The 23,388-nt window shown below is 64.0% G+C and carries 19 protein-coding genes and 1 pseudogene; 10 read left to right on the top strand and 10 right to left on the bottom strand.

Going from position 1 to position 23,388, the window contains the following annotated elements:
• A partial coding sequence (locus H928_RS30715) for an EamA family transporter (RefSeq protein WP_148293094.1) occupies positions 1–217 on the bottom strand: 217 nt, incomplete at its 3' end.
• Positions 218–293: 76 nt separating this feature from the next.
• Between H928_RS30715 and H928_RS0108025 the strand changes: the two genes are divergently transcribed.
• Positions 294–1,175, top strand: a complete 882-nt coding sequence (locus H928_RS0108025) for a LysR family transcriptional regulator (RefSeq protein WP_021026015.1) — start codon at positions 294–296, stop codon at positions 1,173–1,175.
• Positions 1,176–1,204: 29 nt separating this feature from the next.
• Here the strand turns inward: H928_RS0108025 and H928_RS0108020 are convergent, their stop codons facing one another.
• The gene (locus H928_RS0108020; protein ID WP_043339300.1) at positions 1,205–2,035 is read right to left on the bottom strand and encodes a TOBE domain-containing protein; all 831 of its coding nucleotides are present in this window, start codon (positions 2,033–2,035) and stop codon (positions 1,205–1,207) included.
• A 173-nt stretch (positions 2,036–2,208) separates the two neighbouring features.
• Between H928_RS0108020 and modA the strand changes: the two genes are divergently transcribed.
• From modA to modC, 3 genes are all read left to right on the top strand, one after another.
• Complete coding sequence (modA, locus tag H928_RS0108015; protein WP_021026013.1) at positions 2,209–2,964, top strand: molybdate ABC transporter substrate-binding protein; 756 nt, start codon at positions 2,209–2,211, stop codon at positions 2,962–2,964.
• A gap of 170 nt (positions 2,965–3,134) precedes the next feature.
• Complete coding sequence (gene modB / locus H928_RS0108010; protein ID WP_021026012.1) at positions 3,135–3,833, top strand: molybdate ABC transporter permease subunit; 699 nt, start codon at positions 3,135–3,137, stop codon at positions 3,831–3,833.
• Positions 3,830–4,966, top strand: a complete 1,137-nt coding sequence (gene modC, locus H928_RS0108005) for a molybdenum ABC transporter ATP-binding protein (protein ID WP_021026011.1) — start codon at positions 3,830–3,832, stop codon at positions 4,964–4,966. The genes modB and modC overlap by 4 nt, the downstream gene beginning before the upstream one ends.
• A gap of 91 nt (positions 4,967–5,057) precedes the next feature.
• Here the strand turns inward: modC and H928_RS0108000 are convergent, their stop codons facing one another.
• A complete protein-coding gene (locus H928_RS0108000) occupies positions 5,058–5,690 on the bottom strand; it encodes an OmpA family protein (RefSeq protein ID WP_021026010.1) in 633 nt (210 codons plus the stop codon).
• Between the two features lie 442 nt (positions 5,691–6,132).
• Here H928_RS0108000 and H928_RS0107995 point away from each other — a divergent pair, with 442 nt between their 5' ends.
• Positions 6,133–6,765, top strand: coding sequence for a TRAP transporter small permease subunit (locus H928_RS0107995; RefSeq protein ID WP_021026009.1), 633 nt, complete (start codon positions 6,133–6,135; stop codon positions 6,763–6,765).
• A 21-nt stretch (positions 6,766–6,786) separates the two neighbouring features.
• Positions 6,787–8,616, top strand: a complete 1,830-nt coding sequence (locus tag H928_RS0107990; RefSeq protein WP_021026008.1) for a TRAP transporter large permease subunit — start codon at positions 6,787–6,789, stop codon at positions 8,614–8,616.
• 268 nt (positions 8,617–8,884) lie between these two features.
• Here H928_RS0107990 and H928_RS0107985 read toward each other — a convergent pair whose 3' ends face one another.
• The 4 genes from H928_RS0107985 to H928_RS0107970 all read right to left on the bottom strand — a co-directional run bounded on the left by H928_RS0107985 (position 8,885) and on the right by H928_RS0107970 (position 13,418).
• The gene (locus tag H928_RS0107985; protein ID WP_021026007.1) at positions 8,885–9,970 is read right to left on the bottom strand and encodes a TRAP transporter substrate-binding protein; all 1,086 of its coding nucleotides are present in this window, start codon (positions 9,968–9,970) and stop codon (positions 8,885–8,887) included.
• Between the two features lie 232 nt (positions 9,971–10,202).
• Positions 10,203–12,116: a 1-deoxy-D-xylulose-5-phosphate synthase gene (gene dxs / locus H928_RS0107980; RefSeq protein ID WP_021026006.1), complete on the bottom strand. Its 1,914-nt coding sequence runs from the start codon at positions 12,114–12,116 to the stop codon at positions 10,203–10,205.
• A 126-nt stretch (positions 12,117–12,242) separates the two neighbouring features.
• Positions 12,243–13,151 carry a polyprenyl synthetase family protein gene (locus H928_RS0107975; RefSeq protein ID WP_021026005.1) on the bottom strand — a complete coding sequence of 303 codons (909 nt, stop codon included), beginning with the start codon at positions 13,149–13,151 and terminating at the stop codon, positions 12,243–12,245.
• A gap of 9 nt (positions 13,152–13,160) precedes the next feature.
• Entirely contained in the window at positions 13,161–13,418 is a 258-nt protein-coding gene (locus H928_RS0107970) for an exodeoxyribonuclease VII small subunit (RefSeq protein WP_021026004.1), read from the bottom strand.
• A gap of 396 nt (positions 13,419–13,814) precedes the next feature.
• On the opposite strand from H928_RS0107970, the gene H928_RS0107965 reads away from it, so the two are divergent.
• The 3 genes from H928_RS0107965 (at position 13,815) to H928_RS0107955 (ending at position 16,948) form a co-directional block, all read left to right on the top strand.
• Complete coding sequence (locus H928_RS0107965; RefSeq protein ID WP_021026003.1) at positions 13,815–14,954, top strand: aromatic ring-hydroxylating dioxygenase subunit alpha; 1,140 nt, start codon at positions 13,815–13,817, stop codon at positions 14,952–14,954.
• Between the two features lie 89 nt (positions 14,955–15,043).
• A complete protein-coding gene (locus H928_RS0107960; RefSeq protein ID WP_027010688.1) occupies positions 15,044–15,925 on the top strand; it encodes a DMT family transporter in 882 nt (293 codons plus the stop codon).
• 102 nt (positions 15,926–16,027) lie between these two features.
• Positions 16,028–16,948 carry a sulfurtransferase gene (locus H928_RS0107955; protein ID WP_021026001.1) on the top strand — a complete coding sequence of 307 codons (921 nt, stop codon included), beginning with the start codon at positions 16,028–16,030 and terminating at the stop codon, positions 16,946–16,948.
• A gap of 67 nt (positions 16,949–17,015) precedes the next feature.
• Here the strand turns inward: H928_RS0107955 and H928_RS0107950 are convergent, their stop codons facing one another.
• The 3 genes from H928_RS0107950 to ppc all read right to left on the bottom strand — a co-directional run bounded on the left by H928_RS0107950 (position 17,016) and on the right by ppc (position 22,477).
• The gene (locus H928_RS0107950) at positions 17,016–18,812 is read right to left on the bottom strand and encodes a trypsin-like peptidase domain-containing protein (RefSeq protein WP_158400497.1); all 1,797 of its coding nucleotides are present in this window, start codon (positions 18,810–18,812) and stop codon (positions 17,016–17,018) included.
• 257 nt (positions 18,813–19,069) lie between these two features.
• A complete protein-coding gene (locus tag H928_RS0107945) occupies positions 19,070–19,402 on the bottom strand; it encodes an SMR family transporter (protein WP_027010686.1) in 333 nt (110 codons plus the stop codon).
• A 189-nt stretch (positions 19,403–19,591) separates the two neighbouring features.
• A complete protein-coding gene (ppc, locus tag H928_RS0107940) occupies positions 19,592–22,477 on the bottom strand; it encodes a phosphoenolpyruvate carboxylase (RefSeq protein WP_021025998.1) in 2,886 nt (961 codons plus the stop codon).
• A gap of 170 nt (positions 22,478–22,647) precedes the next feature.
• Here ppc and hemC point away from each other — a divergent pair.
• Positions 22,648–23,388 (top strand): annotated as a pseudogene (gene hemC, locus H928_RS26740) (hydroxymethylbilane synthase); the annotation flags it as partial.

Below are 23,388 nucleotides of genomic sequence, written 5' to 3'. Positions count from 1 at the left end.
CCAGCCACTGGCGCCCCGCCAGGCTGCGCAAACGCCCCATGCGCCCGGTGCGCGCAAGCCACAGCAGCAGCACGGCACTGGCCAGCAAAAAGCGCAGGCTGGCCGCTGCCAGCGGTGGCATGGCTTGCGCCACAACGCGGCCCCAGGGCCAGGACGCGCCCCAGAGCGCTGCCATGCCAATAAGACCCAGATGGGTGGAGTATTTTGCGGAGTTCATGCGCTGCTACTATCCGCTAATCACTATCGATGGTCGAATGAGCAAATGCTCATAGCCATCCCAGCTTATCTGCGCCATGACCTTCACCCAGCTCGAAGTTTTTGCCACCCTGGCCAAGGTGGGCAGTTTTTCCCGTGCGGCGGCGGTGCTTGGCATCTCGCAAAGCGGCGTCAGCCATGCGATCAAGCAGCTTGAAACCGCACTGGGCGTGGGCCTGTTCAGCCGCGATGGGGCAGCGGTCAGCTTGACCGAGGTGGGCTGCCGCCTGCTGGTGCGCGCCCAGGACATGCTGCAGCAGCAAGAAGCGCTGCGGCAGGAAGCGCAAGCTGCGCGCGGCATTGCAAGCGGGCGCCTGCAGATCGCCTCGTTTGGCGCGACCTCCTCGCTGCGCCTGCTGCCCCAGCTGCTGGCCGCATTTCGCCAGGCCCATCCACTGGTCGAGGTGCATATCGAAGAAGCGGTGGACAGCGTGGTGCTGCAGTGGCTGCTGGAGCGCCGCGTGGAGCTGGGCTTTGTGGTCTTGCCCGACGAGCGCTTTGACACTGTGCCGCTGATCGAGGACGAGCTGGTGGCCGTGCTGCCCGCAGCCCATCCGTTGGCCCAGAAGACCAGCATCAGCGCGTTGGATTTTCATGGCCAGCCTTTTATCCGCACCTCGGCGGGCTCCGGCCCCCGGGTGGACGCATTTTTGGCGGAGAAAGGTGCCGTGCCCAACACCTTGTACCGGTTTGAGCAGCTCAGCTCGATGATGGGCTTTGTCGCCCAAGGCGATGCACTGACGATTGCCGCGCGCCTGGCGCTGCCCGCGCCCCCGGCCGGCGTCACCTACCGCCGGCTCATGCCGCGCAACCACCGGCACATCGCGCTGGCGGGACTGCGCTTTGACCGCTTATCGCCGGCAGCAGCAGCCTTCGTCGAGACCGCGCGAAAAGCCCGCAGGCGCCTGGTGATGGAATAAATCGCCTAGATGCCAGAAGCTGGCCGGATTTATTCTCCGCTCAGCGCAATCACCACGGCCGAGGGCTCCACCGTTACCTGCACCGCAGAGCGCGCACGCAGCGACGTGGCCTGGCGGCTAAAGCCCACCAGCTGCACGCCGGACTGCAGGCGCACGGCCAGCTCTTGCACCGTGCCGCCGCGCGTGGCCCGTGTGACCGCACCCTGCCAGCCGTTGCTGCCCGGCGCCAGCGCGGCAGCGGCCGATGCCGCTTGCACCGTGACAGCGGTGGCCTTGCACATGGCGAGCACCGGCAGCCCCTGGCGCAGGCCCAAGAGCTGCGCGCTCTCATCGGTGATATGGGAATGCAATACAAACTGCGCGCCAGCATCGGCACCCTGCAATTGCACCTGCACCAAGGGGCCGCTGCGGCTGAGTTGGGCCACGACACAGGGCCATTGGTTGCGCATGCTGGTCATCACCTGCAATCGCGCCAGGGTGGTGGCCACTGAGATGCCTGCTTGCCCGGCAGCGCGTGCCTGGGGGTCTGCAGCCGTTGGCAGCTGGCGCGCATGCTCGAGCTGCACATGCAATTGCTCGCGCGCATGGCCCATGGCGTCGGCGGCCTCAAGCAGCAGCAGCGCATCGGCCGTGAGCTGCGCGCCCCCGCCGCCCTTGCCGCCCACGCTGCGCTGCACCAGCTCCACCCCTGCCAGGTTGGACAAGGTATCCAGAGCCTGCCAGGCCGCCTTGTAGCTGATGCCCACGCGGCGCGCGGCCTCCGAGATGGAGCCGCAATCCTGGATATGGCGCAGCACATCCATGCGGCGGTCAGAGCGCTTCTCGGCGAGCGCGGCAGCGAGCGATGCTTGGGGGATCATGGCGCGAATCTTCGCATGGTTTAGCGCCTCGGTACCCATAGCGTGCCTTCAGAAAAGCACTGCCCAGAATATCGCGCCAACACGGTGGCCTTTGACCCCCATCATTTGTTGCCTCTCCACAATCTCGTTACACTCGCGCTATTCATTAACAGAATAGCGATTTGATAACTGCCATGACCCAACGCCGCTTCGCCCCCCTCGCCCTGTCCCTGTTTGCAGCCTTCGCTGTCAGTGCCCATGCGGGCGAAGTCTCGGTGGCCGTGGCCGCCAACTTCACCGCGCCGATGCAAAAGATTGCCGCCGAGTTCGAAAAGGACAGCGGCCACAAGGCCGTGCTGTCCTTTGGTGCCACCGGCAAGTTCTATGCCCAGATCAACAACGGCGCGCCCTTTGGCATTTTGCTGGCCGCCGATGACACGACGCCGACCAAGCTGGCCCAGGAAGGCAAGGGTGTGGCCGCCAGCCGCTTCACCTACGCCATCGGCCAGCTGGTGCTGTGGAGCAAGCAAGCGGGCTATGTGGACGACAAGGGCGCCGTGCTCAAGACCGGCGACTACCGCCACATCGCCATCGCCAACCCCAAGCTCGCCCCCTACGGCCTGGCCGCGATGGAAACGCTCAAGAACCTGGGCCTGACCGACCAGGTGACGCCAAAAGTCGTGCAAGGCGAGAACATCGGCCAGACCTACCAGTTTGCAGCCAGCGGCAATGCCCAGCTGGGCTTTGTGGCGCTGTCGCAGGTGATGGAAGACGGCAAGCTGCGCGAAGGCTCGGCCTGGATTGTTCCATCGGCCATGCATGAGCCCATCCGCCAGGACGCCATTGTGCTCGACAGCGCCAAGGACAATGCCGCCGCCACCGCCTTGATGGACTACCTCAAGGGAGACAAGGCGCGCGCCATCATCAAGTCCTACGGTTACGCGTTCTAAGGCGCGGCGGGCCACCGATCTGGCGGGTCTGATCCCGCCGGTCTCTGCTCGGCCATTGACATCAGCGCGTTGGTCCGGCCAAACACTGCCCTTGCCGGGCAGGCGCTGCGCGTGCACCATGTGCGCAGCCGCCGCTTCCTTCTTCCCACCTTGCCACGACCCCGCCTGCCGTGAGTACCTCCCTTCTCAGCCCTGACGATTGGGCCGCCATCTGGCTGACGCTTGAGCTCGCCAGCGTCACGACTGCCCTGCTGCTGGTGCTGGCCACGCCGCTGGCCTGGTGGCTAGCGCATACGCCGTCGCGCTGGCGTGGCCCCATCGGCGCGGTGGTGACCTTGCCGCTGGTGCTGCCGCCCACCGTGATCGGCTTTTACCTGCTGGTCACGATGGGCCCCAATGGCCCGATGGGCCAGCTCACCAACGCACTGGGCCTGGGCTATCTGCCCTTTACCTTTGCCGGGCTGGTGGTGGGCTCGCTGGTCTACTCGCTGCCCTTTGCGGTGCAGCCGCTGCAGCGGGCCTTTGAAGGCCTGGGCCGCCGCCCGCTGGAAGTAGCGGCCACCCTGGGCGCCAGCCGTATCGACAGTTTCTTCAGCGTGGCACTGCCACTGGCGCGCCCGGGCTTTATCACCGCTGCGGTGCTGACCTTTGCCCACACGGTGGGTGAGTTCGGCATCGTGCTGATGCTGGGCGGCAATATCCCCAGCAAGACCCGCGTGGTCTCGGTGCAGATCTACGACCACGTCGAAGCCATGGAGTATGCCCAGGCGCACTGGCTGGCCGGCGGCATGGTGGTGTTTGCCTTTGTGGTGCTGGTGGCCTTGCAGTGGCTGCAGCCCCGCGACAAGAACAATGCGAGTCCCCTATGACGCAAGCCCAGAACGCCCACGACGGCATTCACGCGCGCCTGCAGCTTGAGCGCGCGTCGTTCCAGCTGCAGGTCGATCTGCAGATGCCTGGCCAGGGCGTCACCGCGCTGTTTGGCCCCTCGGGCTGCGGCAAGACCAGCTGCCTGCGCTCCATTGCCGGGCTGGAGCGCGCCCAGGGCCAGGTCACGGTCAATGGCGAGCGCTGGCAGGACGATGACAGCGCCCACTGGCTGCCCACCCACCAAAGGGCGCTGGGTTATGTGTTTCAGGAAGCGAGCCTGTTCCCGCACCTGAGCGCCCATGACAACATCCGCTACGGCCTGCGCCGCACCCCGGCGGCGCGCCAGCGCGTGCAGATCGAGCGCCTGGTCGAGCTGCTGGGCATTGGCCCGCTGCTGCCCCGCAAGCCCGCGACCTTGTCGGGCGGCGAACGCCAGCGCGTGGCCATTGCCCGTGCGCTGGCCACCAGCCCGCGCGTGCTGCTGATGGACGAGCCGCTGGCCGCGCTGGATGCCGAGCGCAAGGCCGAGGTGCTGCCCTACCTGGACCAGCTCAGCGATCAGCTCAAGCTGCCGATCCTGTACGTCAGCCACTCGATCGACGAAGTGGGCCGCCTGGCCGACCAGGTGGTACTGCTGCAAACCGGCCGTGTCGTGGCCCAGGGCCCGGTGGCCGACATGCTGACCGCACTGAATGCCCCGCTGGCCCAGGCCCTGCCCGATGCCCAGCAAGCCAGCCTGCTCGAAGGCCAGGTCTGCGGCCACGACCTGCAAGACCACCTGTGGTCGCTGCAAATCGGCACCCACCCACAGCTGCAGCTGCATTGGACCCAGGCCGATGCCCATTACCGGCAAGGCGAGCGGGTGCGCCTGCGGGTGCTGGCGCGCGATGTCAGCCTCTCGCTGATGCCCCAGACGGGCAGCTCCATCCTCAACAGCCTGCCAGCGGTGGTGACTGCCCTGCAGGCCAGCAGCCCGGGCCAGGTGCTGGTGCAGCTGCGCCTGGCGCCAGGCACTGGAGATGACATGCCCCATCTGCTGGCCCTGGTGTCTGCCCGCTCGGCGCGCCTTTTGCAGCTGGCGCCCGGCCTGCGGGTGCATGCGCAGCTCAAGGGCGTCGCCGTGCTGCGCTGACGGCCCTGGCCCACTTGGGGTGCCTGGGGCCTGGCCCCAGCAACAAAAAAGCCCGGACGCATCCGGGCTTTGTCGTGTCTGGTGGGGCCGATTAAGGGGCCAGCACCACTTCCACGCGGCGGGCTTGGGCATTGTTGCCAGCGTTCTCCACCGCTTCAGGCTTCTTCAGCTCCAGCTTGTCTTCGGTCACGCCCAGGGCCAGCAGCGCATCGCGCACGGCAAAGGCGCGTTGCTTGGCCAGCTCGGCGTTCTTGTCGGCGTCGCCGGTGGCATCGGTGTAACCCGAGATCACGGCACGTTGGCCGGCCTTGACGCCAGCGATCACGTCGACCAGCGCTTCGTTGGCACCCTGGGCCAGCTCGGCCTTGGCGGTGGCAAAGTAGAACTTGACCACACCGTTTTCGATCACCACGGCAGCGGCGTCGTCTGCCACCACGGCAGCGCCGCCAGCAGCAGCGCCAGTGGCGGAAGCGCCAGCAGCATTGCCAGCCTCAGCCGCAGCGGCTGCACGGGCGGCGGCCACGGCCGGGTCCGTACCACCCAGCACGGCGCCACCCTTGGTGCCGGTCTGCGCGGTCAACACGCCCGCTTGGCCAGACTTAGCGCCATGCAGGCCCTTGTAGGCGCCAAACCAGATCACGCCCAACACCACCAGGGTGATCAGGGCAAATACCAGGCCCAAGGCAAAGCGCTCATCACCGTCATTATTTTGCGAAGAACTCACAGTCAGACTCCAGGCACCCGTGGTGCATTAAAAAAGAAATTGTTGTGGCTGCATGCCGTGGCCGCGCAGGCCCTGCACACCCCCATGGCAGATACGCGCGAGATTGTACCTTGCAGCACTGACGCCGCGCAGCGAACCGCCCCCCATTCGTGCAGCCAAACCGGCCCGCAAAGCGGCCACCATACAGGTAGTAACCCGGTATCCGACGCTCGAAAATAGATAGCAGGTAATCGCGCCATCATGCCCTTTAACTAGTGATTACCCTTGAGTTGGCGGCTTTCTCTGAAATATTTTTTCATCCTTGCGCCTGTTCGCAACATCGGCAAGCTAATTTGTATGGGGAAGCGCGTAGTTATTCGTAAAATCAGTGCTTTTCGAAAATGTGCATTTGCTTACCAGCAATGAGCACGTGTGACAGGACTGGCCAACCATTGGAGACACCATGCAGGCTTTACTCGCCCTATCCAGGGCTATCGACAGGCTCAATGCCTTCGTCGGCAAATACTCAATCTGGCTTATCTTTGCCGCCACCTTCATCAGCGCCGCCAACGCCATCGTCCGCAAGGCCTTCGACGCCAGCTCCAACGCCTTCCTGGAAGTGCAGTGGTACCTGTTCGCCTGGTCCTTCTTGCTGGCCGCCGGCTACACCTTGCTGCACCGTGAGCATGTGCGCATCGACGTCATCAACTCGCGCCTGTCCAAGACCAAGCAGGTCTGGATCGACATCATCGGCTTTGCGCTGTTCCTCACTCCGCTGTGCGTCACGATTCTGTGGCTGAGCATGCCGGTGGTGATCCAGATGTACCAGTCTGGCGAAATGTCGGGCAATCCGGGCGGCCTGATCCGCTGGCCGGTATGGGCCGCCATCCCCGTGGGCATCACCTTGCTGATGCTCCAGGGCCTGTCCGAGCTGGTCAAGCGCATCGCGTTCTTGACGGGCGACGGCCCTGACCCGATGGGCAAGCTCAGCGACAAGAGCGCTGAGGAAGAGCTGGCCGAAGCACTGCGTGCCGAAGCTGAAATCAAGCAGGCCCAGGCGGCTGCAGCAGTCCAGGCTGCTGCGCGCCAGCCTTGAAGGTAGCACGAGGATCTCACCATGGAATTTATCGCTACCAACTACGCCCCGATCATGTTCGCGGGCCTGATCGTCTTTCTGCTGCTTGGTTTTCCCGTGGCGTTCAGCCTGGGCGCTGCCGGCCTGATGTTCGGCTTTATCGGCATTGAGCTCAATGTGTTTCCCTCGTCGGTGATGGCCTGGTTGCCCCAGCGCCTGATCGGCATCATGGCCAATGACACCTTGCTTGCGGTGCCCTTCTTCACCTTGATGGGCTTGATACTGGAGCGCAGCGGCATGGCCGAGGACCTGCTCGACACGGTGGGCCAGGTCTTTGGCCCGATCCGTGGCGGTCTGGCGCTCGCCGTGATCTTTGTCGGCGCGCTGCTGGCCGCCACCACCGGTGTGGTCGCCGCATCGGTCATCTCCATGGGCCTGATCTCGCTGCCCATCATGCTGCGCTACGGCTATGACCGGCGCCTGGCATCGGGCGTGATTGCCGCATCGGGCACCCTGGCCCAGATCATTCCGCCCTCGCTGGTGCTGATCCTGATGGCCGACCAGCTGGGCAAGAGCGTGGGCGATATGTACAAGGGCGCGTTCATCCCCGGCTTCATGCTGATGGGTCTGTACGTGCTGTGGGTCGCCCTCCTGGCCATCTTCAAGCCCAAGCTGGTGCCCGCGCTGCCCGTTGAAGCCCGTATCTACCGCGAAGCCAACGGCAATGCCGGCTACACCTCGCTGATCGTGGTGATGGGCCTGTCGACGATTGTCGCGATCTTCCTGGCCAACCATATGGCCGACATCCACACCTGGTGGGAAGGCAAGCTGGTCACCGATGTGGCCACCGACGAGAAGATTGTCACGGCCATGTGCGGCGGCACCTTCATTGCCTTTGTCATCGCCTCGATCAACCGCGTCTTCAAGCTGGGGCTGCTGTCCAAGCTGGCCGAGCGCGTGACCTTTGTGCTGATCCCGCCGCTGCTGCTGATCTTCCTGGTGCTGGGCACCATCTTCCTGGGCATTGCCACCCCTACCGAAGGCGGCGCCATGGGTGCCATGGCCGCGCTCGTCATGGGCTTTGCCCGCAAACGCCTGAACATGAACCTGCTCAAGCAGGCGCTGGGCTCGACCACCAAGCTCGCCAGCTTTGTGATGTTCATCATGATTGGCGCGACCACCTTCAGCCTGGTGTTCCAGGCCGCAGACGGCCCCAAGTGGGTGGAGCACCTGCTGACCAGCCTGCCAGGCGGCCAGACCGGCTTCCTGATCGTGGTCAACATCATGATCTTCTTCCTGGCCTTCTTCCTGGATTACTTCGAGCTGTCGTTCATCGTCGTGCCGCTGCTGGGCCCTGTCGCTGACAAGATGGGCATCGACCTGATCTGGTTCGGTGTGCTGCTGGCAGTCAACATGCAGACCTCGTTCATGCACCCGCCGTTCGGTTTTGCGCTGTTCTTCCTGCGGTCCGTGGCGCCTGACAAGCAGTATGTGGACCGGGTCACGCACAAGGTCATCGAGCCGGTAACCACGATGCAGATCTACAAGGGTGCCGTGCCGTTTGTGCTGATCCAGCTGGTGATGGTCAGTGTGCTGATCGCCTTCCCGGGCATCGTTACGGGAGCTTTGGAAAAACCGGCGGTCGTCGACATGCAAAAGGTCAATGAGCAGATGATGAACCAACTGGGCAACGCAGACGGGGGCTACGGGGACAACCCCTTTGCCACCCCCGATGCGCCCGCAGATGCAGGCGCAGCGCCGGGTACCGATGCAGGCGCAATGCCGGCACCCGCCGCAGAAGGCTATGGCTCGGACGACCCGGCCAAGGCCTTGCAGGACTCGCTGGGCACTGCCCCTGCAGAAAGCAAATAAGGGGCGCCCAAGCGCTTCCCACCCAAACCCTGGCTTGCCAGGGTTTTTTTATGGCTGCCCGCCGCTGGGCGCCACAACGCCCAGTGCGCCGGTAGCCCGGCGAACCGGCAGCACGGCACTCCGGCTGCATCCCGCCATGAATGAGAGCGAAGTACCCAAGCCGCATGCCGATGCACGCACGCAGCCTGTTTGGACGCAAAAAAGCCGCAGCAAGCTGCGGCTCCTGGTTTGTGCGGCCAAGCCCCAATGGCCTGGCGCATCCCCCCGATCAGGGCAGTTTGACCTGGGCCATGTACTGGTTGAAAGGGTACTCGGAGAAGCGGTTCCACAGAATCTGGTCCTTCTGGAAGGCGCGCATGTCCTGGTGGATCTTCTTGAACTCGGGCGAGCGCGCCTCGTGCTCGGCAAAGGTTTCCATCGAGGCCTTGAAGCCGGCGTCCATCAGTTCCTTGGAGAACGGCTTGAGCTGGGTCTTGTTGGCCACCAGGTTCTTCAGCGCGATGGGGTTGAGCACCTGGTACTTGGCGGTCATGTCGGCTGCGGCCACACGGGTGGCGGCGTCCAGGATGGCCTTGTTCTCGGGCGACAGCGCGTTGTACTTCTTGATGTTGATGAAGAACTCCAGATCGGCCGAGCCTTCCCACCAACCGGGGTAGTAGTAGAACGGAGCGACCTTGTTGAAGCCCAGCTTTTCATCGTCGTAGGGACCAACGAATTCCACCGCGTCCAGCGTGCCCTTTTCCAGCGCCTGGTACACGTCGCCCGCTGGCATGTTCTGCGCGACCACGCCCAGCTTGGCCATGGCCTCACCGAACACACCGCCGCCCATGCGCATCTTGAGGCCCTTCAAGTCGGCCACGGTCTTGATTTCCTTGCGGTACCAGCCGCCCATCTGGGTGGTGGTGTTACCGGCCGATGCGGTCTTGAAGTTGTACTTCTCAAAGAAGGCATCGAGCAGCTTGCGGCCGTTGCCATGGTCCTTCCAACCTGCCATCTGCAGGGTGGTCAGGCCAAAGGGCACCGCGCAGCTGAATGCGAAGATCGGGTCCTTGCCGGTGAAGTAGTAGGCCGCGGTCTGGGCCATGTCGATGGTGTCGCCCTGCAGCGCATCGACCACGCCGAAAGCGGGCATCAGCTCGCCAGCGGGGTGGACCGAGATTTCAAACTTGCCGCCGGACATGGCCTTGACGGCCGCAGACAGCTTTTCAGCGCTGCCGAAGATGGTGTCAAGCGACTTGGGGAAGCTCGAGGCCAGGCGCCAGCGCACTGCAGCCTGTGCATGCACGGCCGGTGCCACTCCTGCGGCCAGAACGCCAGCGATACCGGCATTTTTGATAAGCGAACGACGATCCATTCGTGTCTCCAATTATTTGTTGAAAGTAAAGGTAGCTATCCTGCCATAGGCGCGAGCCGCTTTTAGCTTTGCAAATTGTAGAAATGGTTGCAGAAGTGACTTCAGCGGGTTTTCCCCAGAGTTTTGCAAAGGATTCTGTCCGCATTGCGCCACAGGCGGCGCAGGCCACAAAAAAGCCCGGTACGCAATGACCGGGCTTGTCGGGAGAACCAGGCGCGTGCCCGGCGGCCGATCAGGCTGCTGCGCTCTGGCCGGGCGCCGCCTCTTGCAGCGCAAAACGCTCGCGGATGCTGCGCTCGATGCCGCTGGCATCGAGGCCCTGCATGGCCATCAGTTTGACCGGGTCACCATGCTCGATAAAGGCATCGGGCAGGCCCAGCTGCAGCACCGGCACATCGATGTGCAGCTGCTGCAGCGCTTCGAGCACCGCGCTGCCCGCGCCACCCATCAGGCAGCCGTCTTCGACAGTGACCAGCGCCTCATGGCTTTGCGCCACTTGCTCGAGCAGCGCGGTATCGAGCGGCTTGGCCCAGCGCATGTTCACCACCGTGGCGTTGAGCGCCTCGCCCGCCTGCAAGGCCGGGTAGAGCAGACTGCCAAAGGCCAGGATGGCGATGCGCGGGCGGCCCGCCACCGCAGGCTGCGCCTGGCGGCGGATCTCGCCCTTGCCAAAGGGCAGGCCTTCCAGCGATTCGAGTGGCGCGACACCGGCACCGGCACCACGCGGGTAGCGCACGGTCACCGGGTGGTTCTGCGCAAAGGCGGTGCTCAGCAGCTGTCGGCATTCGCGCTCATCGGCCGGGCAGGCCACGCTCATGTTCGGAATGGCACGGGTAAAGGCGATGTCGTAGTTACCGGCATGGGTGGCGCCATCGGCACCCACCAGGCCGGCGCGGTCGAGCGCAAACACCACGGGCAGGTTTTGCAGCGCCACATCGTGGATCAGCTGGTCATAGCCCCGCTGCAGGAAGGTGGAATAGATGGCGACCACCGGCTTGAGCCCTTCGCAGGCCAGGCCAGCGGCAAAGGTCACGCTGTGCTGCTCGGCAATGCCGACATCGAAGTAGCGCTTGGGGAAGCGCTTTTCAAACTCGACCATGCCCGAGCCCTCGCGCATGGCGGGGGTGATCGCGACCAGGCGCTCGTCCTGGGCGGCCATGTCACACAGCCAGTGACCAAACACCTGGGTGAAGGTGGGCTTGGGCGGCGTGGCCGGCTTGACCAGGCCGATGGCCGGGTCAAACTTGCCCGGGCCATGGTAGGCGACGGGATCGGCCTCGGCCAGCTTGTAGCCCTGGCCCTTTTTGGTGACCACGTGCAAAAACTGCGGGCCCTTGAGCTGGCGGATGTTTTCCAGGGTGGGGATCAGCGAATCGAGGTCATGGCCATCGATGGGGCCGATGTAGTTGAAGCCGAAGTTCTCGAACAGGGTGGCGGGCACTACCATGCCCTTGGCCTGCTGCTCCAGGCGCTTGGCCAGCTCCAGGAGCGGTGGCACCTGCTTGAGCATGCTCTTGCCCACGCCCCGCGCCTTGGCATAGAACTGGCCGCTCATCAGCTGCGCCAGGTAGCGGTTGAGCGCGCCCACCGGCGGGCTGATGCTCATGTCGTTGTCGTTCAGGATCACCAGCAGATTGGCGTCGCTGACCCCTGCGTTGTTCAGCGCCTCGAAAGCCATGCCGGCCGTCATTGCGCCATCGCCAATGATGGCCACGGCCTGGCGGTCGCTGCCCTGCAGCTTGAAAGCCTCGGCCATGCCCAGCGCCGCCGAGATACTGGTCGACGAGTGCGCGGTGCCAAAGGCGTCGTATTCGCTCTCGCTGCGCAGCGGGAAGCCCGAGATCCCGCCCCACTGGCGCAGGCCCTGCATGCGGTCGCGCCGGCCGGTCAAAATCTTGTGCGGATAGGTCTGGTGGCCCACATCCCAGACAAAGCGGTCATGCGGCGTTTCATAGACGGCGTGCAACGCAATGGTCAGCTCCACCGTGCCCAGGTTGGAGCTGAGGTGCCCGCCGGTCTTGGACACGCTCTCAAGCACGAACTCCCGCAGCTCACGCGCCAGGGTCTTGAGCTCGGCGCGCGACATCTTGCGCAGATCCGCCGGGTCGTTGACGGTGGCTAGCAGGGGAAAGGTCTTCGTGGACATACTATGGTTTGGTCACTTGCTACGCATACCTCGGAAGCATCCGCGCAGTTCTTTTTACTGGAAAGGCAAGGGGCTATGTTAGCGCCTTGAGCCCGGTTAAGCCGCCACAAGGCGCATTTGGCCTACTCAATGGCTGCGGCGCACCACCATGTCGGCCAGGGCAGCGAGCGCAGCGGTCTGCGGCAAACCGCTGCCCGCCAGCGCCTGCTGGGCCTCGGCCAGCAGCTCATGGGCATAGTCGCGCGCGGGCTGCAGGCCCATCAGCGATACATAGGTGGGCTTGTCGTTGTCGGCATCCTTGCCGGCGGTCTTGCCCAGGGTGGCAGAGTCGGCCACCACATCGAGCACATCGTCGATCACCTGGAAGGCCAGCCCCAGGGCGGCGCCGTACTGCTGCAGCGCTGCCAGCGCTGCGCCCTGGATGCCGGCGCAGGTGGCGCCCATCTCGACGCTGGCCTGCAGCAGCGCACCGGTCTTGAGCTTGTGCATCTGCTGGAGCTGCTCACGCGTGAGCTGCTTGCCCACGCTGGCCAGGTCGATCGCCTGGCCTCCGGCCATGCCGTTGTAGCCCGCTGCCCATGCCAATTGGCGGCACAGGCGCGCCTGCACCGCATCCGAGATGGCACTGCCCTCGGGCACCAGGATCTCGAACGCCAGCGCCTGCAGCGCGTCGCCCGCGAGCAAGGCCTGGGCCTGGCCAAACTGCACATGGACCGTGGGTTTGCCACGGCGCAGCACATCGTTGTCCATGCAGGGCATGTCGTCATGCACCAGCGAATAGGCATGGATCAGCTCCACCGCGCAGCCGGCGCGCAAGGACGCCTCTGCCTGGGCGGCATCCAGGCTGCCCACGGCCTGGGCAGCGGCCAGCACCAGCAGCGGGCGCAGGCGCTTGCCGCCGTCGAGCACGGCGTAGCGCATGGGCTCGCCCAGGTTGGCGGGGGCATCGGCGGCAATCCACAGCGTGAGGGCGTCTTCGACGCGGGCGAGTTCCTGGCTGCACCAAAGGGCAAAATTATCGTGCGCTGAAGTCATGGTTAGCACTTATTCCTCGCTGGTCCAGGGCTTGAGCTGGCCCTCATCCAGTACTTTGATCTGGTCCTGCACTGCCTCGAGCTTGCCCCGGCAGAATGCCAGCAGCACGGCGCCGCGCTGGTAGGCGGCCAGCATGTCGCCCAAAGGCAGCTGACCCGACTCGATGCGTGCGACCAGGCCTTCGAGCTCCTGCAGCGCGCTTTCGTAGTTATCGGGTTCGGGCAGGTCCGGCGTGGCAGACGTCTTGGAGGCGGTGGCCTTGGGCATGGGCAAAGGGGGCAAACAGCGTGCCCAGGTGCATGGATGTAAAGGCTCGATTTTAGGCGCATGGGAGGCGACCGCGAACACAGCGGCGACCGCGCGCTCTCGCGCAGGCTGCAGGCTGGCGCGAATTCCCACAAAAAATCCTGGCGATCTATGGTGGAATAAGAGGCTGCAGCTATCAATTTGATAATATTGGCAGCCTGTCGATGCCATAGTCAACCAGTGACAAGCCATGTCATTTATGACAATTCACGCATGGACAGAACGGGAATAACCCCACTGGGTATAATCCCATTTTTCGCGAAACCGGCCATCCTTTGTTGTTGCTGCCGGTTTTATTTTTTTCTCCGCGTGCGCACGCGCACCCTCCCTGTGGGGAGTCTTTAGGTCAGGTCACCCATGTCTGATTTAAGTCTTCAACTGCAGCAGGCCGCAAGCCAACTTCCAGTTTCAAGCTACTTTGATCAAGCGCTTTTCGAGCGCGAGATGCAAACCATCTTCCAGCACGGTCCCAAATATGTGGGCCACCAGCTGGCGATTCCCGAGATTGGCGACTACTACGCCCTTCCCCATGAGAAGGAAGGGCGGGCCCTGGTGCGCAATGCCGCAGGCCAGGCCGAACTGATCTCCAACGTCTGCCGCCACCGCCAGGCGGTGATGCTCAAGGGCCGAGGCTCGCTCAACCACCAGCAAAAAGGCAGCGCCGGCGGCAATATCGTCTGCCCGCTGCACCGCTGGACCTACAGCCCCAGCGGCGAGCTGCTGGGCGCGCCGCACTTTGCCCAGGACCCCTGTCTCAACCTGAACAACTACAAGTTGCAGGAGTGGAACGGCCTCCTCTTTGAGGACAACGGCCGCAACATCCAGGCCGATCTGGCCAACATGGGTCCGGCCGCTGCCTTGAGCTTTGATGGCTTTGTGCTCAACCATGTCGAGATGCATGAGTGCAACTACAACTGGAAGACCTTTATCGAGGTCTATCTGGAGGACTACCACGTCGGCCCCTTCCACCCCGGACTGGGCAATTTCGTCACCTGTGATGATCTGAAGTGGGAGTTCGCCAAGGAGTACTCGGTGCAGACCGTGGGCGTGGCGCCCACCTTTGCCAAGCCGGGCTCGGACATCTACAAGACCTGGCATGAGGTGCTGCTGAACTTCCGAGGCGGCAAGATGCCCGAGCATGGCGCCATCTGGCTGACCTACTACCCCCACATCATGGTGGAGTGGTACCCGCATGTGCTGACGGTCTCGACCCTGCACCCCATGGGACCGGACAAGACCATGAACGTGGTGGAGTTCTACTACCCCGAGGAAATCAGCGCTTTCGAGCCCGAGTTTGTGCAGGCCCAGCGCGCCGCCTATATGGAAACGGCCATCGAGGACGACGAGATCGCCGAGCGCATGGATGCCGGCCGCAAGGCCTTGTATGAGCGCGGCGACAACGAAGTCGGTCCCTACCAGAGTCCGATGGAAGACGGCATGCAGCACTTCCATGAGTGGTATCGGGGTATGATGCAGGCCGCTGTTCCAGACAAGTGATCTGCCACAGCCAGGCACTCCCAACTATTTAGACCCTCAGATAGCTGCTAGCGCACTGCGATAGCAGCTTTTTTCATTAAAGATCTCCCATGCAAGCCCTTTGGATGGTGGCCGCTGCGTTCATGTTTGCACTCATGGGCGTGTGCATCAAGTTCGCCTCTGTGTATTTCAACGCGGCCGAGATCGTGTTCTACCGGGGTCTCATCAGCATGGCGCTGATCTGGTGGCTCACCCGGCGCCAGCATATTTCGCTCACCACCCGCTACCCCAAGATGCATGCCTGGCGCAGCTGCATCGGCGTCACCTCGATGGGCATGTGGTTCTATGCGATCGGCAAGCTGCCGCTGGCTACTGCGATGACCTTGAACTACATGAGCAGCCTCTGGGTGGCAGCCTTTGTGGTGGGCAGTGCGCTGCTTACCTGGCGCCCCAAGGGCGAAGGCGACCAGCCGGCGCTGAATATTCCGCTGGTGCTGACGGTGATCAGCGGCTTTTGCGGCGTCATTTTGATGCTGCGCCCCAATATCGAGGCCGACCAGATGTTCGCCGGCCTGGTGGGCCTGATGTCCGGCCTGATCTCGGCCTTTGCCTATATGCAGGTGGTGGCCTTGTCGCGCATGGGCGAGCCCGAGCAGCGCGTGGTCTTCTACTTTGCCGTGGGCTCGGCCATTGCCGGCGGCCTGGCGACCTTGTTTGTCGGCACCTCCAGCTTCCCCGGCTGGCCGGCGCTCTGGTTGATCCCTGTCGGCATTCTGGCCGCCGGTGCCCAGCTGGCGATGACGCGCGCCTACGGCTCGGCCACCACGCGCCGCGCCACCCTGGTCGTCGCCAATCTGCAGTACTCGGGCATTGTGTTTGCGGGCCTCTTTAGCATCGTCGTCTTTGGCGACCAGATTCCGGCGATTGGCTGGATGGGCATGGCCTTGATCGTGGGCAGCGGCATCGTCGCCACGGTGCTGCGCAAGCGCTGACCCGGGCCTGCCGCTACTGGCGGGGTTAGGCGGCACCCGTTGCCTGCAGCAGGCGCGGCGCTGCCACATAATGTTTGCAAGATTTTTCTTGGAGCACCTGCCATGGCCACCACGCCCCTCACCGCTGCATATACCACCCTGATCACCGTCGCCCAATTGCAGGCGCTGCAGCAGTCCAGCCCCCAGCAGGTGATGGTGTTTGACTGCAGCTTTGACCTGAGCCAGCCGGCCGCCGGTGCCGAGCAGTTCGCGCAGAGCCATATCGCAGGCGCCGTCTACGCCAACCTCGACAAGGACCTGAGCGCCCCGCACGGCGCCCTCAGCCACGGCCAGACGATTGCCGCCACCGACCTGGGCGAGCCGGCCTCTGGCGGCCGCCATCCGCTGCCCAGCCGCGAGCGCTTTGCGGTGTGGCTGTCGCAAGTGGGCTTTCGCAATGACATGCAGGCCGTCGTCTATGACCGCAATGGCGTGAACTACGCCGGCCGCCTGTGGTGGATGCTCAAGTGGGCCGGCCATGATGCCGTCGCCGTGCTCGACGGCGGCTTGCAGACCTGGCAGGCCGCAGGCGGCGCGGTGGAGGCGGGCGAAGCAGTCAGCCATTTCCAAAGCAACTTCGAGCTGCGCCCTGCGCTGCGCACGCTCAAGACCGCGGCTCAGGTACAGCAAGCCCTGGGTACGCCGCAAACCATCATCGACGCGCGTGCACCCGCGCGTTACCGTGGTGAGGTCGAACCGCTGGACCCGGTGGCCGGCCATATCCCTGGCGCGCTCAACCGGCCCTTTACGACCAATATCGCTGCAGATGGCCGCTTCAAGCCTGCCGCCGAGCTGCGTGCCGAGTTTGATGCGCTGCTGGCCGGGCACGACCCGCAGACGGTGGTGCACCAGTGCGGTAGCGGCGTCAGCGCGCTGCCCAATCTGATCGCGATGGAGATTGCCGGCTATGCGCCTACGGCACTGTTTGCCGGTAGCTGGAGCGAATGGTGCAGCGACCCAGCGCGCCCGGTGGAAAAGGGCTGATGGGCCGGTGCTGAACTACAGGGTCTGACCGCTCTCCCGCCGGCTGTCAGACCCAGTCGGCGCCCGCTTACTGGCTGCCCCAGACGTAGTAGGCAACCCCCTCGAACAGGAACTGCGGATAGGTCGCTACGACAAAGTCGCGCTCGGACGGGTTGGTGGTATAGAAGTGCGCGCCAGTGAGCGTATTGTAGAAACGGTACATCGGCACCGAGCCCTCGCCTTGGGCCTGGCGTGCATACCATGCAGTGCCTTCCACGCTGAACTGTGGGTAGTTCGCAATCACGAAGGCGCGCTCGTCGGCATTGATCGTGTAGAAGTGCGAGCCCGAGTTGTTGTTGTAGAAGCGGTAGACGGCATTGGGCGCTGCAGCCGTTTGCGTGGACGCATAAAAGCCAATGTTTTCATATTGGTAGTTCGGGTTGCCCTGGATCACCGCATCGCGCTCCTGCGCGCTGGCCGTGAAGAAATGGGTGCCGTTCTGCGTGTTGTAGAAACGGTAGACCGGCATGCGGCCCGCGACCGGGGTTTGCGTGCCGCCCGCATCCACCAGCCATTTGCGCAGAGCCGGCATCACACTGTTCAAGCTGGGGTAGAAGCTGTAGGCGCCGGCGCCGCCCGCACGGCAGCTGACCTCTGAGCCGGCGGTCAACACGCCTGTCACTGCGCCATTGCTGAACAGCGGCGAGCCGCTGCTACCCTGCTGGGTGAGCCCCATGGACCATGCGACATAGTAGTACTTGCCGGTGCTCGGAGCAGACATGCAGGAAACATTCTCCCCATTGATCGTGCATTCAGCGCGGGCGGACATGACGCCCATGCTGATTTTCTGCAAACCGCCATCCGGGTGGTGTATGCCGACGACCGGTGTGTTGTCCGGCACGATACCGCTGTTCCAGCCCAGGAACATGGCACCTGGGGGCGGCGTATCGTTGAGCTGGAGCAGGGTCACATCCGGGTTGGCATTGGTGTACAGCAGCCGCGAGCCATTGCGCAGGTTGACGCTGCTGGGCGACAGACTGTTGCTAGAGCAGCGGGTGGATGTATAGAACCAGTCGGTCTCCAGCGCAGAAGCGTTGGTCTGGGTGGAGATGCAGTGCGCTGCCGTCAAAAAGTAGGGGGTGCCAGAGCCCTGGGCATCATTGAGCAGGCTGCCCGTACACAGGCCATAGTAGTAGCGACCATCGGGCAGGCGCTCGGTCACATATGCCATGCGGGCCACACCCTTGCGTTCGGCTTGCAGCTGCGTAAAACAATTGACATCCAAATGGCAATCCACTGGGTTGCCAACAGGCATGGCCTTGGCGTCCTCTTGCGCCGCGTCCGATTCCTCCGTGCCCAGCGGCAGCGACAGGTTCTCATAGATATGCATCACTTGCGGCAGAGACACCTTGAGCTGGTCGGGCGCTGTGCCCGGTGGCAGCTCGATCTCCAAGGTCACCTGCTCGCCGGAGCTGCTGGGCGTCCACCAGGTGCGGCCCGCTTCGCTGTTGTCGCCAGCATCCAAGTTCGCCTGCAGAATCTGCATGACGCGCTGGCCCGCGATCTCAAACACCGCAGCGGGCTGGTGATCGGTATAGAGGCGCAACATAGCGCTACCGGGCAACTGGTCGACCAGCAAGCCCAAGCGCAGACCTTCGGCGCCACCGGAGCGTACGCTCAATGCCGCCACGGCACCACCCTTGGCCGATGCTTTCCATTGCAACAACTGCGCAGTCTGCGCCGGCGAAGCGGCTTGCTGCACTGCGCGTGATGCGCCAATGATCTGTACGGGCATCGCTGGGGCCGATTTGAGGCCGACCCATTCACCCAGGTCAATCGCTACCGGCTGGGCGGCCAAGCCCACGGCCATGCTCTTGGTAGGCACAAACTCCTGGGGCACTCCGACCGGTTGCTCCTTGGCGGGAACTTCGAAAACCTGGTCAGCTGAAGCCGCTCCTGCGACGCCCGCCATTGCCCCCCAGGTGACCAGACTGACCAACCCTATTTTTGCCATCCATCGCATGCGTGCTACTCCCCCAAATCCATCAATACAAAACCAGGCATTCTAAGATTAATTTTATAAATCGAAGATGGAAATTCTGTGTCAATCTTTGCAATCAACGCATCTGTGGGGATCACGCATCAATGCCCCGCCGACTTCGAAAACAGATTGATCACCAGCACCCCGGCAATGATCAGCCCCATGCCTGCCACCGCTCCGGCATCGAGCTTTTGCCCATGCAGGGCCCAGGCGATCAGCGAGATCGCCACTATCCCCACACCCGACCAGATCGCATAGGCGATGCCGGTGGGTATGGTTTTCAAGGTCTGCGCCAGCAGGTAGAACGACAGCACATAGCCCAGGCCGCAAATCAGGCTGGGCACCAGCCGGGTAAAGCCCTCGGACGACTTCATCGCCGTGGTGGCCATCACTTCCAGCGCAATCGCGCCGCCCAGGTAGACATAGGCATTCATCACCATTCCTTCTTTCCTTCTTTGATTGGCAGCTGTGCGCCAAAGCTCCTCAGCTGCAGGTATTTGCATCCAAGACAGATAACCCACCTGCCCCGTAAAAATAACAAAGGCCCCGGCTTGGCGCCAGGGCCTTATCACTTGGGCGGGCCCTTGCCAACAGCAGGGATCCCAGCCCACATCCGGAACCCCTCAACCGGTATTGCGCAGCGCCGCCGCAATGCCGTTGATGGAGATATGGATACCGGTCTTGACCCGCTCATTGTCCTCGCCATTGCGCCAGCGGCGGATCAGCTCCACCTGCAGATGGTGCAGGGGATCGATATAGGGGAAGCGGTGGCGGATCGAGCGCTCCAGCGCCGGGTTGTTGGCCAGGCGATTGGCCTCGCCGGTGATCAGCGCCAGCGCCTCGGCCGTGCTCTTCCATTCGGCCTCGATCGCCTGGAACACGCGCTTGCGCAAGCGGGTGTCTGCCACCAGCTCGCTGTAGCGCAGCGCCAGCGCCATATCGCTCTTGGCCAGCACCATGTCCATATTGGACAGCAGGGTGCGGAAAAACGGCCACTGGCGGTACATCTTCTGCAGCAAGGCCCATTGCAGCTTGGCGGTCTTGCCCTCCTGGCTGACAAAGGCCTGCACGGCCGAACCAAAGCCATACCAGCCCGGCAGGGTCAGGCGGCACTGGCCCCAGCTAAAGCCCCAGGGAATGGCGCGCAAATCCTCAATACGCTGGCTGGCCTTGCGCGATGCGGGGCGCGAGCCGATATTGAGCTCGGCAATCTCGCGGATCGGGGTGGAGCTGAAAAAATAGCTCTCAAAGCCCTTGGTGCCATAGACCAGGTCGCGGTAGGCGGCCATGCTGGCGGCGGACAGGTCAGTTGCGGCATCCAAAAATGCCTGGCTGGCGGGCTTGGTGGGCTGCAGCAAGGTCGCCTCCAAGGTGGCAGCCACCAGGGTTTCCAGGTTGCGCCGGCCGATCTCGGGGTTGGCGTACTTGGAGGCAATCACCTCGCCCTGCTCGGTCAGGCGGATCTGGCCGCGCACGGTGCCCGGCGGCTGGGCCAGAATCGCCTGGTAGCTCGGGCCGCCGCCCCGCCCCACGGTGCCGCCCCGGCCATGGAACAGGCGCAGCTGCACGGGGTTGGGCTGGCTCAGTTCGTCAAACAGGGCGACGAGCGCCAGCTCGGCCTGGTACAGCTCCCAGTTGCTGGTGAAGATGCCGCCATCCTTGTTGCTGTCGCTGTAGCCCAGCATGATGTCCTGCTCGGCGCCGCTGCGCTGGATCAGCGCCGCAACATGGGGCAGCGCATAGTACTCGCGCATGATGGTCGCCGCATGGCGCAGGTCATCGATGGTCTCGAACAGCGGGCTCACGATCAAGGTTGCGCGCGACTGGCCATCGTTGATGCGGCCGCTGAGCAAGCCCACCTCTTTTTGCAGCAGCAGCACTTCGAGCAGGTCGCTGACCGATTCGGTGTGGCTGATGATGTAGTGGCGGATCGCGTCCTGGCCATAGAGCTGCACCGACAGGCGCGCGCGCTCGAAAATCGCCATCTCGCTTTGGCAGCGCTCGCTGTAGCTGGCGCCCACCACGCGCAAGGGGCGCGCATCGCTCAGCAATTGCAGCAGCAGCTCGCGCTTGGCCGCCTCGCTCAGTTGGCTGTAGTCGGCCTGCAGGCCGGCCGTGGCCAGCAGCTCGCTGATCACCGCCTCATGCTGGTCCGAGCTTTGGCGCAGATCGACGGTGGCCAGGTGAAAGCCAAACACCTGCACGGCGCGGATCAGCGGTGACAGGCGCTGCTCGACCAGCGCGCGGCCATGGTTGTCGCGCAGCGAGTCTTCAATAACGCGCAGATCGGCCAGAAACTCGTCACTGGTGGCATAGGGGTTCTGCGGCGCCACCGCATGGCGGGCCGCTTCACCACCGCTCAGGTTCTTCAAGGTCGCGGCTAGGCGCGCATACACGCCAATCAGCGCGCGGCGGTAGGGCTCGTCCTCGCGGTGCTGGCTGGTATCGGGCGAGCGCGCCGCCAGCGCCTGCAAGGCGGCGGTATTGCCGGCCAGGCGCTGGGACATCGACAGCTCGCCGCCCAGGTAGTGCACCTCGGTCAGGTAGTGGCGCAGCACCAGGTCGGACTGGCGGCGCAGTGCTTCCTGCAGGCTCTTGGCGGTGACATTGGGGTTGCCGTCGCGGTCACCGCCAATCCACTGACCCATGCGCAAGAAGGTGGCCAGGTCGCGCTCGCCCAGTTCGCGCTCGAGCGCAGCGTAGAGCTTGGGGATCTCGGTCAGGAACGTCGCCTGGTAGTAGCTCAGCGCGTTGTCAATCTCGTCCTCGACCGTCAGCTTGGAGTAGCGCAGCAGGCGCGTCTGCCACAGCTGGGTGACCTGGGCACTCAGCTGCAGCTCGTTGTCGGCCAGCTGGCGCGGGGTCAGCGTGTCCTTGCTGCTGTTGAAGAGCTGGGCACGCTGGGCGATATCGTCGCGCGCCACCAGCAAGGCGGCAATGGCACGCTCGGCATCCAGAATGCTCTTGCGCTGTACCTCGGTCGGGTGGGCGGTGAGCACCGGCGAGATCAGGCTGTGCGCCAGCGTCTGCGAGACCGCCTTGACGGGAATGCCCGCCCAGCGCAGGCGTGCCAGCGCCACCTCGATGCTGCCTTCCTGGGTATTGCCGGCGCGCTCATGGATCTCGCGGCGGCGGATATGGTGGCGGTCTTCGGCCAGGTTGGCCAGGTGCGAGAAATAGGTGAAGGCGCGGATCACGCTGACCGTCTGGTCGCCCGACAGGCCCTTGAGCAGCGACTTGAGCGATTTCTCCGCATCCTGGTCGTCATTGCGGCGGTAGGCCACCGACAGCTGGCGCACCTGCTCGATCAGATCGAACGCGGCCTGGCCCTCCTGCTCGCGAATCACATCGCCCAGAATCCGGCCCAGAAGCCGGATGTCATCCATCAAAGGCTGGTCCTTGTCCGCGCGGCGCGTGACGGCCTGGGGAGCGGCAGAGCTGCTCGCCTTGGGTTTGCGCGCCGGGGTCTTGGCGACTGCAGGGGTGTCTTTTTTGCTGGCAGTGGTCATGGGCGAAGAAGCATAGGGCTGAAAGATCCACGCCGCCCAAAGTCGCACTGCGCCAAAGAGCGGCGCTGCACATGCTAGCATCAGCCGCCTGTTGTGAACCGCTTGTTGACCACGTAAGGTGTCCGGCCGCCGAGAAAGAGGAGACCGGGCCTGGCGTGGTCCCCCATCCCATGAGCTCCTTGTCCCTGACCATCGCCACTCGCGAAAGCCAGCTTGCCCTGTGGCAGGCTGAACATGTGCAACATATCCTGCAGCGCCTGGGCCACCAGGTCAGCCTGCTGGGGATGACCACCTTGGGCGACCAGATTCTGGACCGCACGCTGTCCAAGGTGGGCGGCAAGGGCCTGTTTGTCAAAGAGCTGGAAACGGCGCTGGAGACCGGCCGCGCCGACCTGGCCGTGCACTCGCTCAAGGATGTGCCGATGGAGCTGCCACCGGGTTTTGCGCTGGCAGCCGTGCTCGAACGCGAGGACCCGCGCGATGCCTGGGTCTCCAACCACTACGCCAGCCTGCAGGACCTGCCCCAGGGCGCGGTGGTCGGCACCTCCAGCCTGCGCCGCCAGGTCCCTCCAGCCTGCGCCGCCAGGTGCTGCTGCGTGCGCTGCGCCCTGACCTCGATATCCAGCCACTGCGCGGCAATGTCAACACCCGCTTGCGCAAGCTCGACGAAGGCCAGTACGACGGCATTGTGCTGGCCGCTGCCGGCCTCAAGCGCCTGGCACTGGATGCGCGCATCCGCCATGCTTTTGACACCGACACCATGCTGCCCGCGGCCGGCCAGGGCGCGCTGGGCATTGAGGTGCGCAGCGACCGCCAGGACCTGTTGGAGCTGTTTGCCGGCCTGGCCGATCCGCGCACCTGGCAGACCGTGACGGCCGAGCGCGCCGTCAGCCGCTGCATGGGCGGCAGCT

Origin of the sequence: Comamonas sp. B-9, from assembly GCF_000410635.1 — a bacterium.
Taxonomy (GTDB): Bacteria; Pseudomonadota; Gammaproteobacteria; order Burkholderiales; family Burkholderiaceae_C; genus Comamonas.
This window is presented reverse-complemented; position numbering and strand designations above follow the sequence as displayed.

Coding starts and splice junctions, on each gene's coding strand:
- H928_RS0107970 (WP_021026004.1), bottom strand. CDS start 13,418: ATGCCCAAGGCCACCGCCTCCAAGACGTCTGCCACGCCGGACCTGCCC.
- H928_RS0108020 (WP_043339300.1), bottom strand. CDS start 2,035: ATGATCCCCCAAGCATCGCTCGCTGCCGCGCTCGCCGAGAAGCGCTCT.
- dxs (WP_021026006.1), bottom strand. CDS start 12,116: ATGTCCACGAAGACCTTTCCCCTGCTAGCCACCGTCAACGACCCGGCG.
- H928_RS0107985 (WP_021026007.1), bottom strand. CDS start 9,970: ATGGATCGTCGTTCGCTTATCAAAAATGCCGGTATCGCTGGCGTTCTG.
- H928_RS0107955 (WP_021026001.1), top strand. CDS start 16,028: ATGGCCACCACGCCCCTCACCGCTGCATATACCACCCTGATCACCGTC.
- H928_RS0108025 (WP_021026015.1), top strand. CDS start 294: ATGACCTTCACCCAGCTCGAAGTTTTTGCCACCCTGGCCAAGGTGGGC.
- H928_RS0107960 (WP_027010688.1), top strand. CDS start 15,044: ATGCAAGCCCTTTGGATGGTGGCCGCTGCGTTCATGTTTGCACTCATG.
- H928_RS0107975 (WP_021026005.1), bottom strand. CDS start 13,151: ATGACTTCAGCGCACGATAATTTTGCCCTTTGGTGCAGCCAGGAACTC.
- ppc (WP_021025998.1), bottom strand. CDS start 22,477: ATGACCACTGCCAGCAAAAAAGACACCCCTGCAGTCGCCAAGACCCCG.
- modC (WP_021026011.1), top strand. CDS start 3,830: ATGACGCAAGCCCAGAACGCCCACGACGGCATTCACGCGCGCCTGCAG.
- modA (WP_021026013.1), top strand. CDS start 2,209: ATGACCCAACGCCGCTTCGCCCCCCTCGCCCTGTCCCTGTTTGCAGCC.
- H928_RS0107965 (WP_021026003.1), top strand. CDS start 13,815: ATGTCTGATTTAAGTCTTCAACTGCAGCAGGCCGCAAGCCAACTTCCA.
- H928_RS0107945 (WP_027010686.1), bottom strand. CDS start 19,402: ATGAATGCCTATGTCTACCTGGGCGGCGCGATTGCGCTGGAAGTGATG.
- H928_RS0107990 (WP_021026008.1), top strand. CDS start 6,787: ATGGAATTTATCGCTACCAACTACGCCCCGATCATGTTCGCGGGCCTG.
- H928_RS0107995 (WP_021026009.1), top strand. CDS start 6,133: ATGCAGGCTTTACTCGCCCTATCCAGGGCTATCGACAGGCTCAATGCC.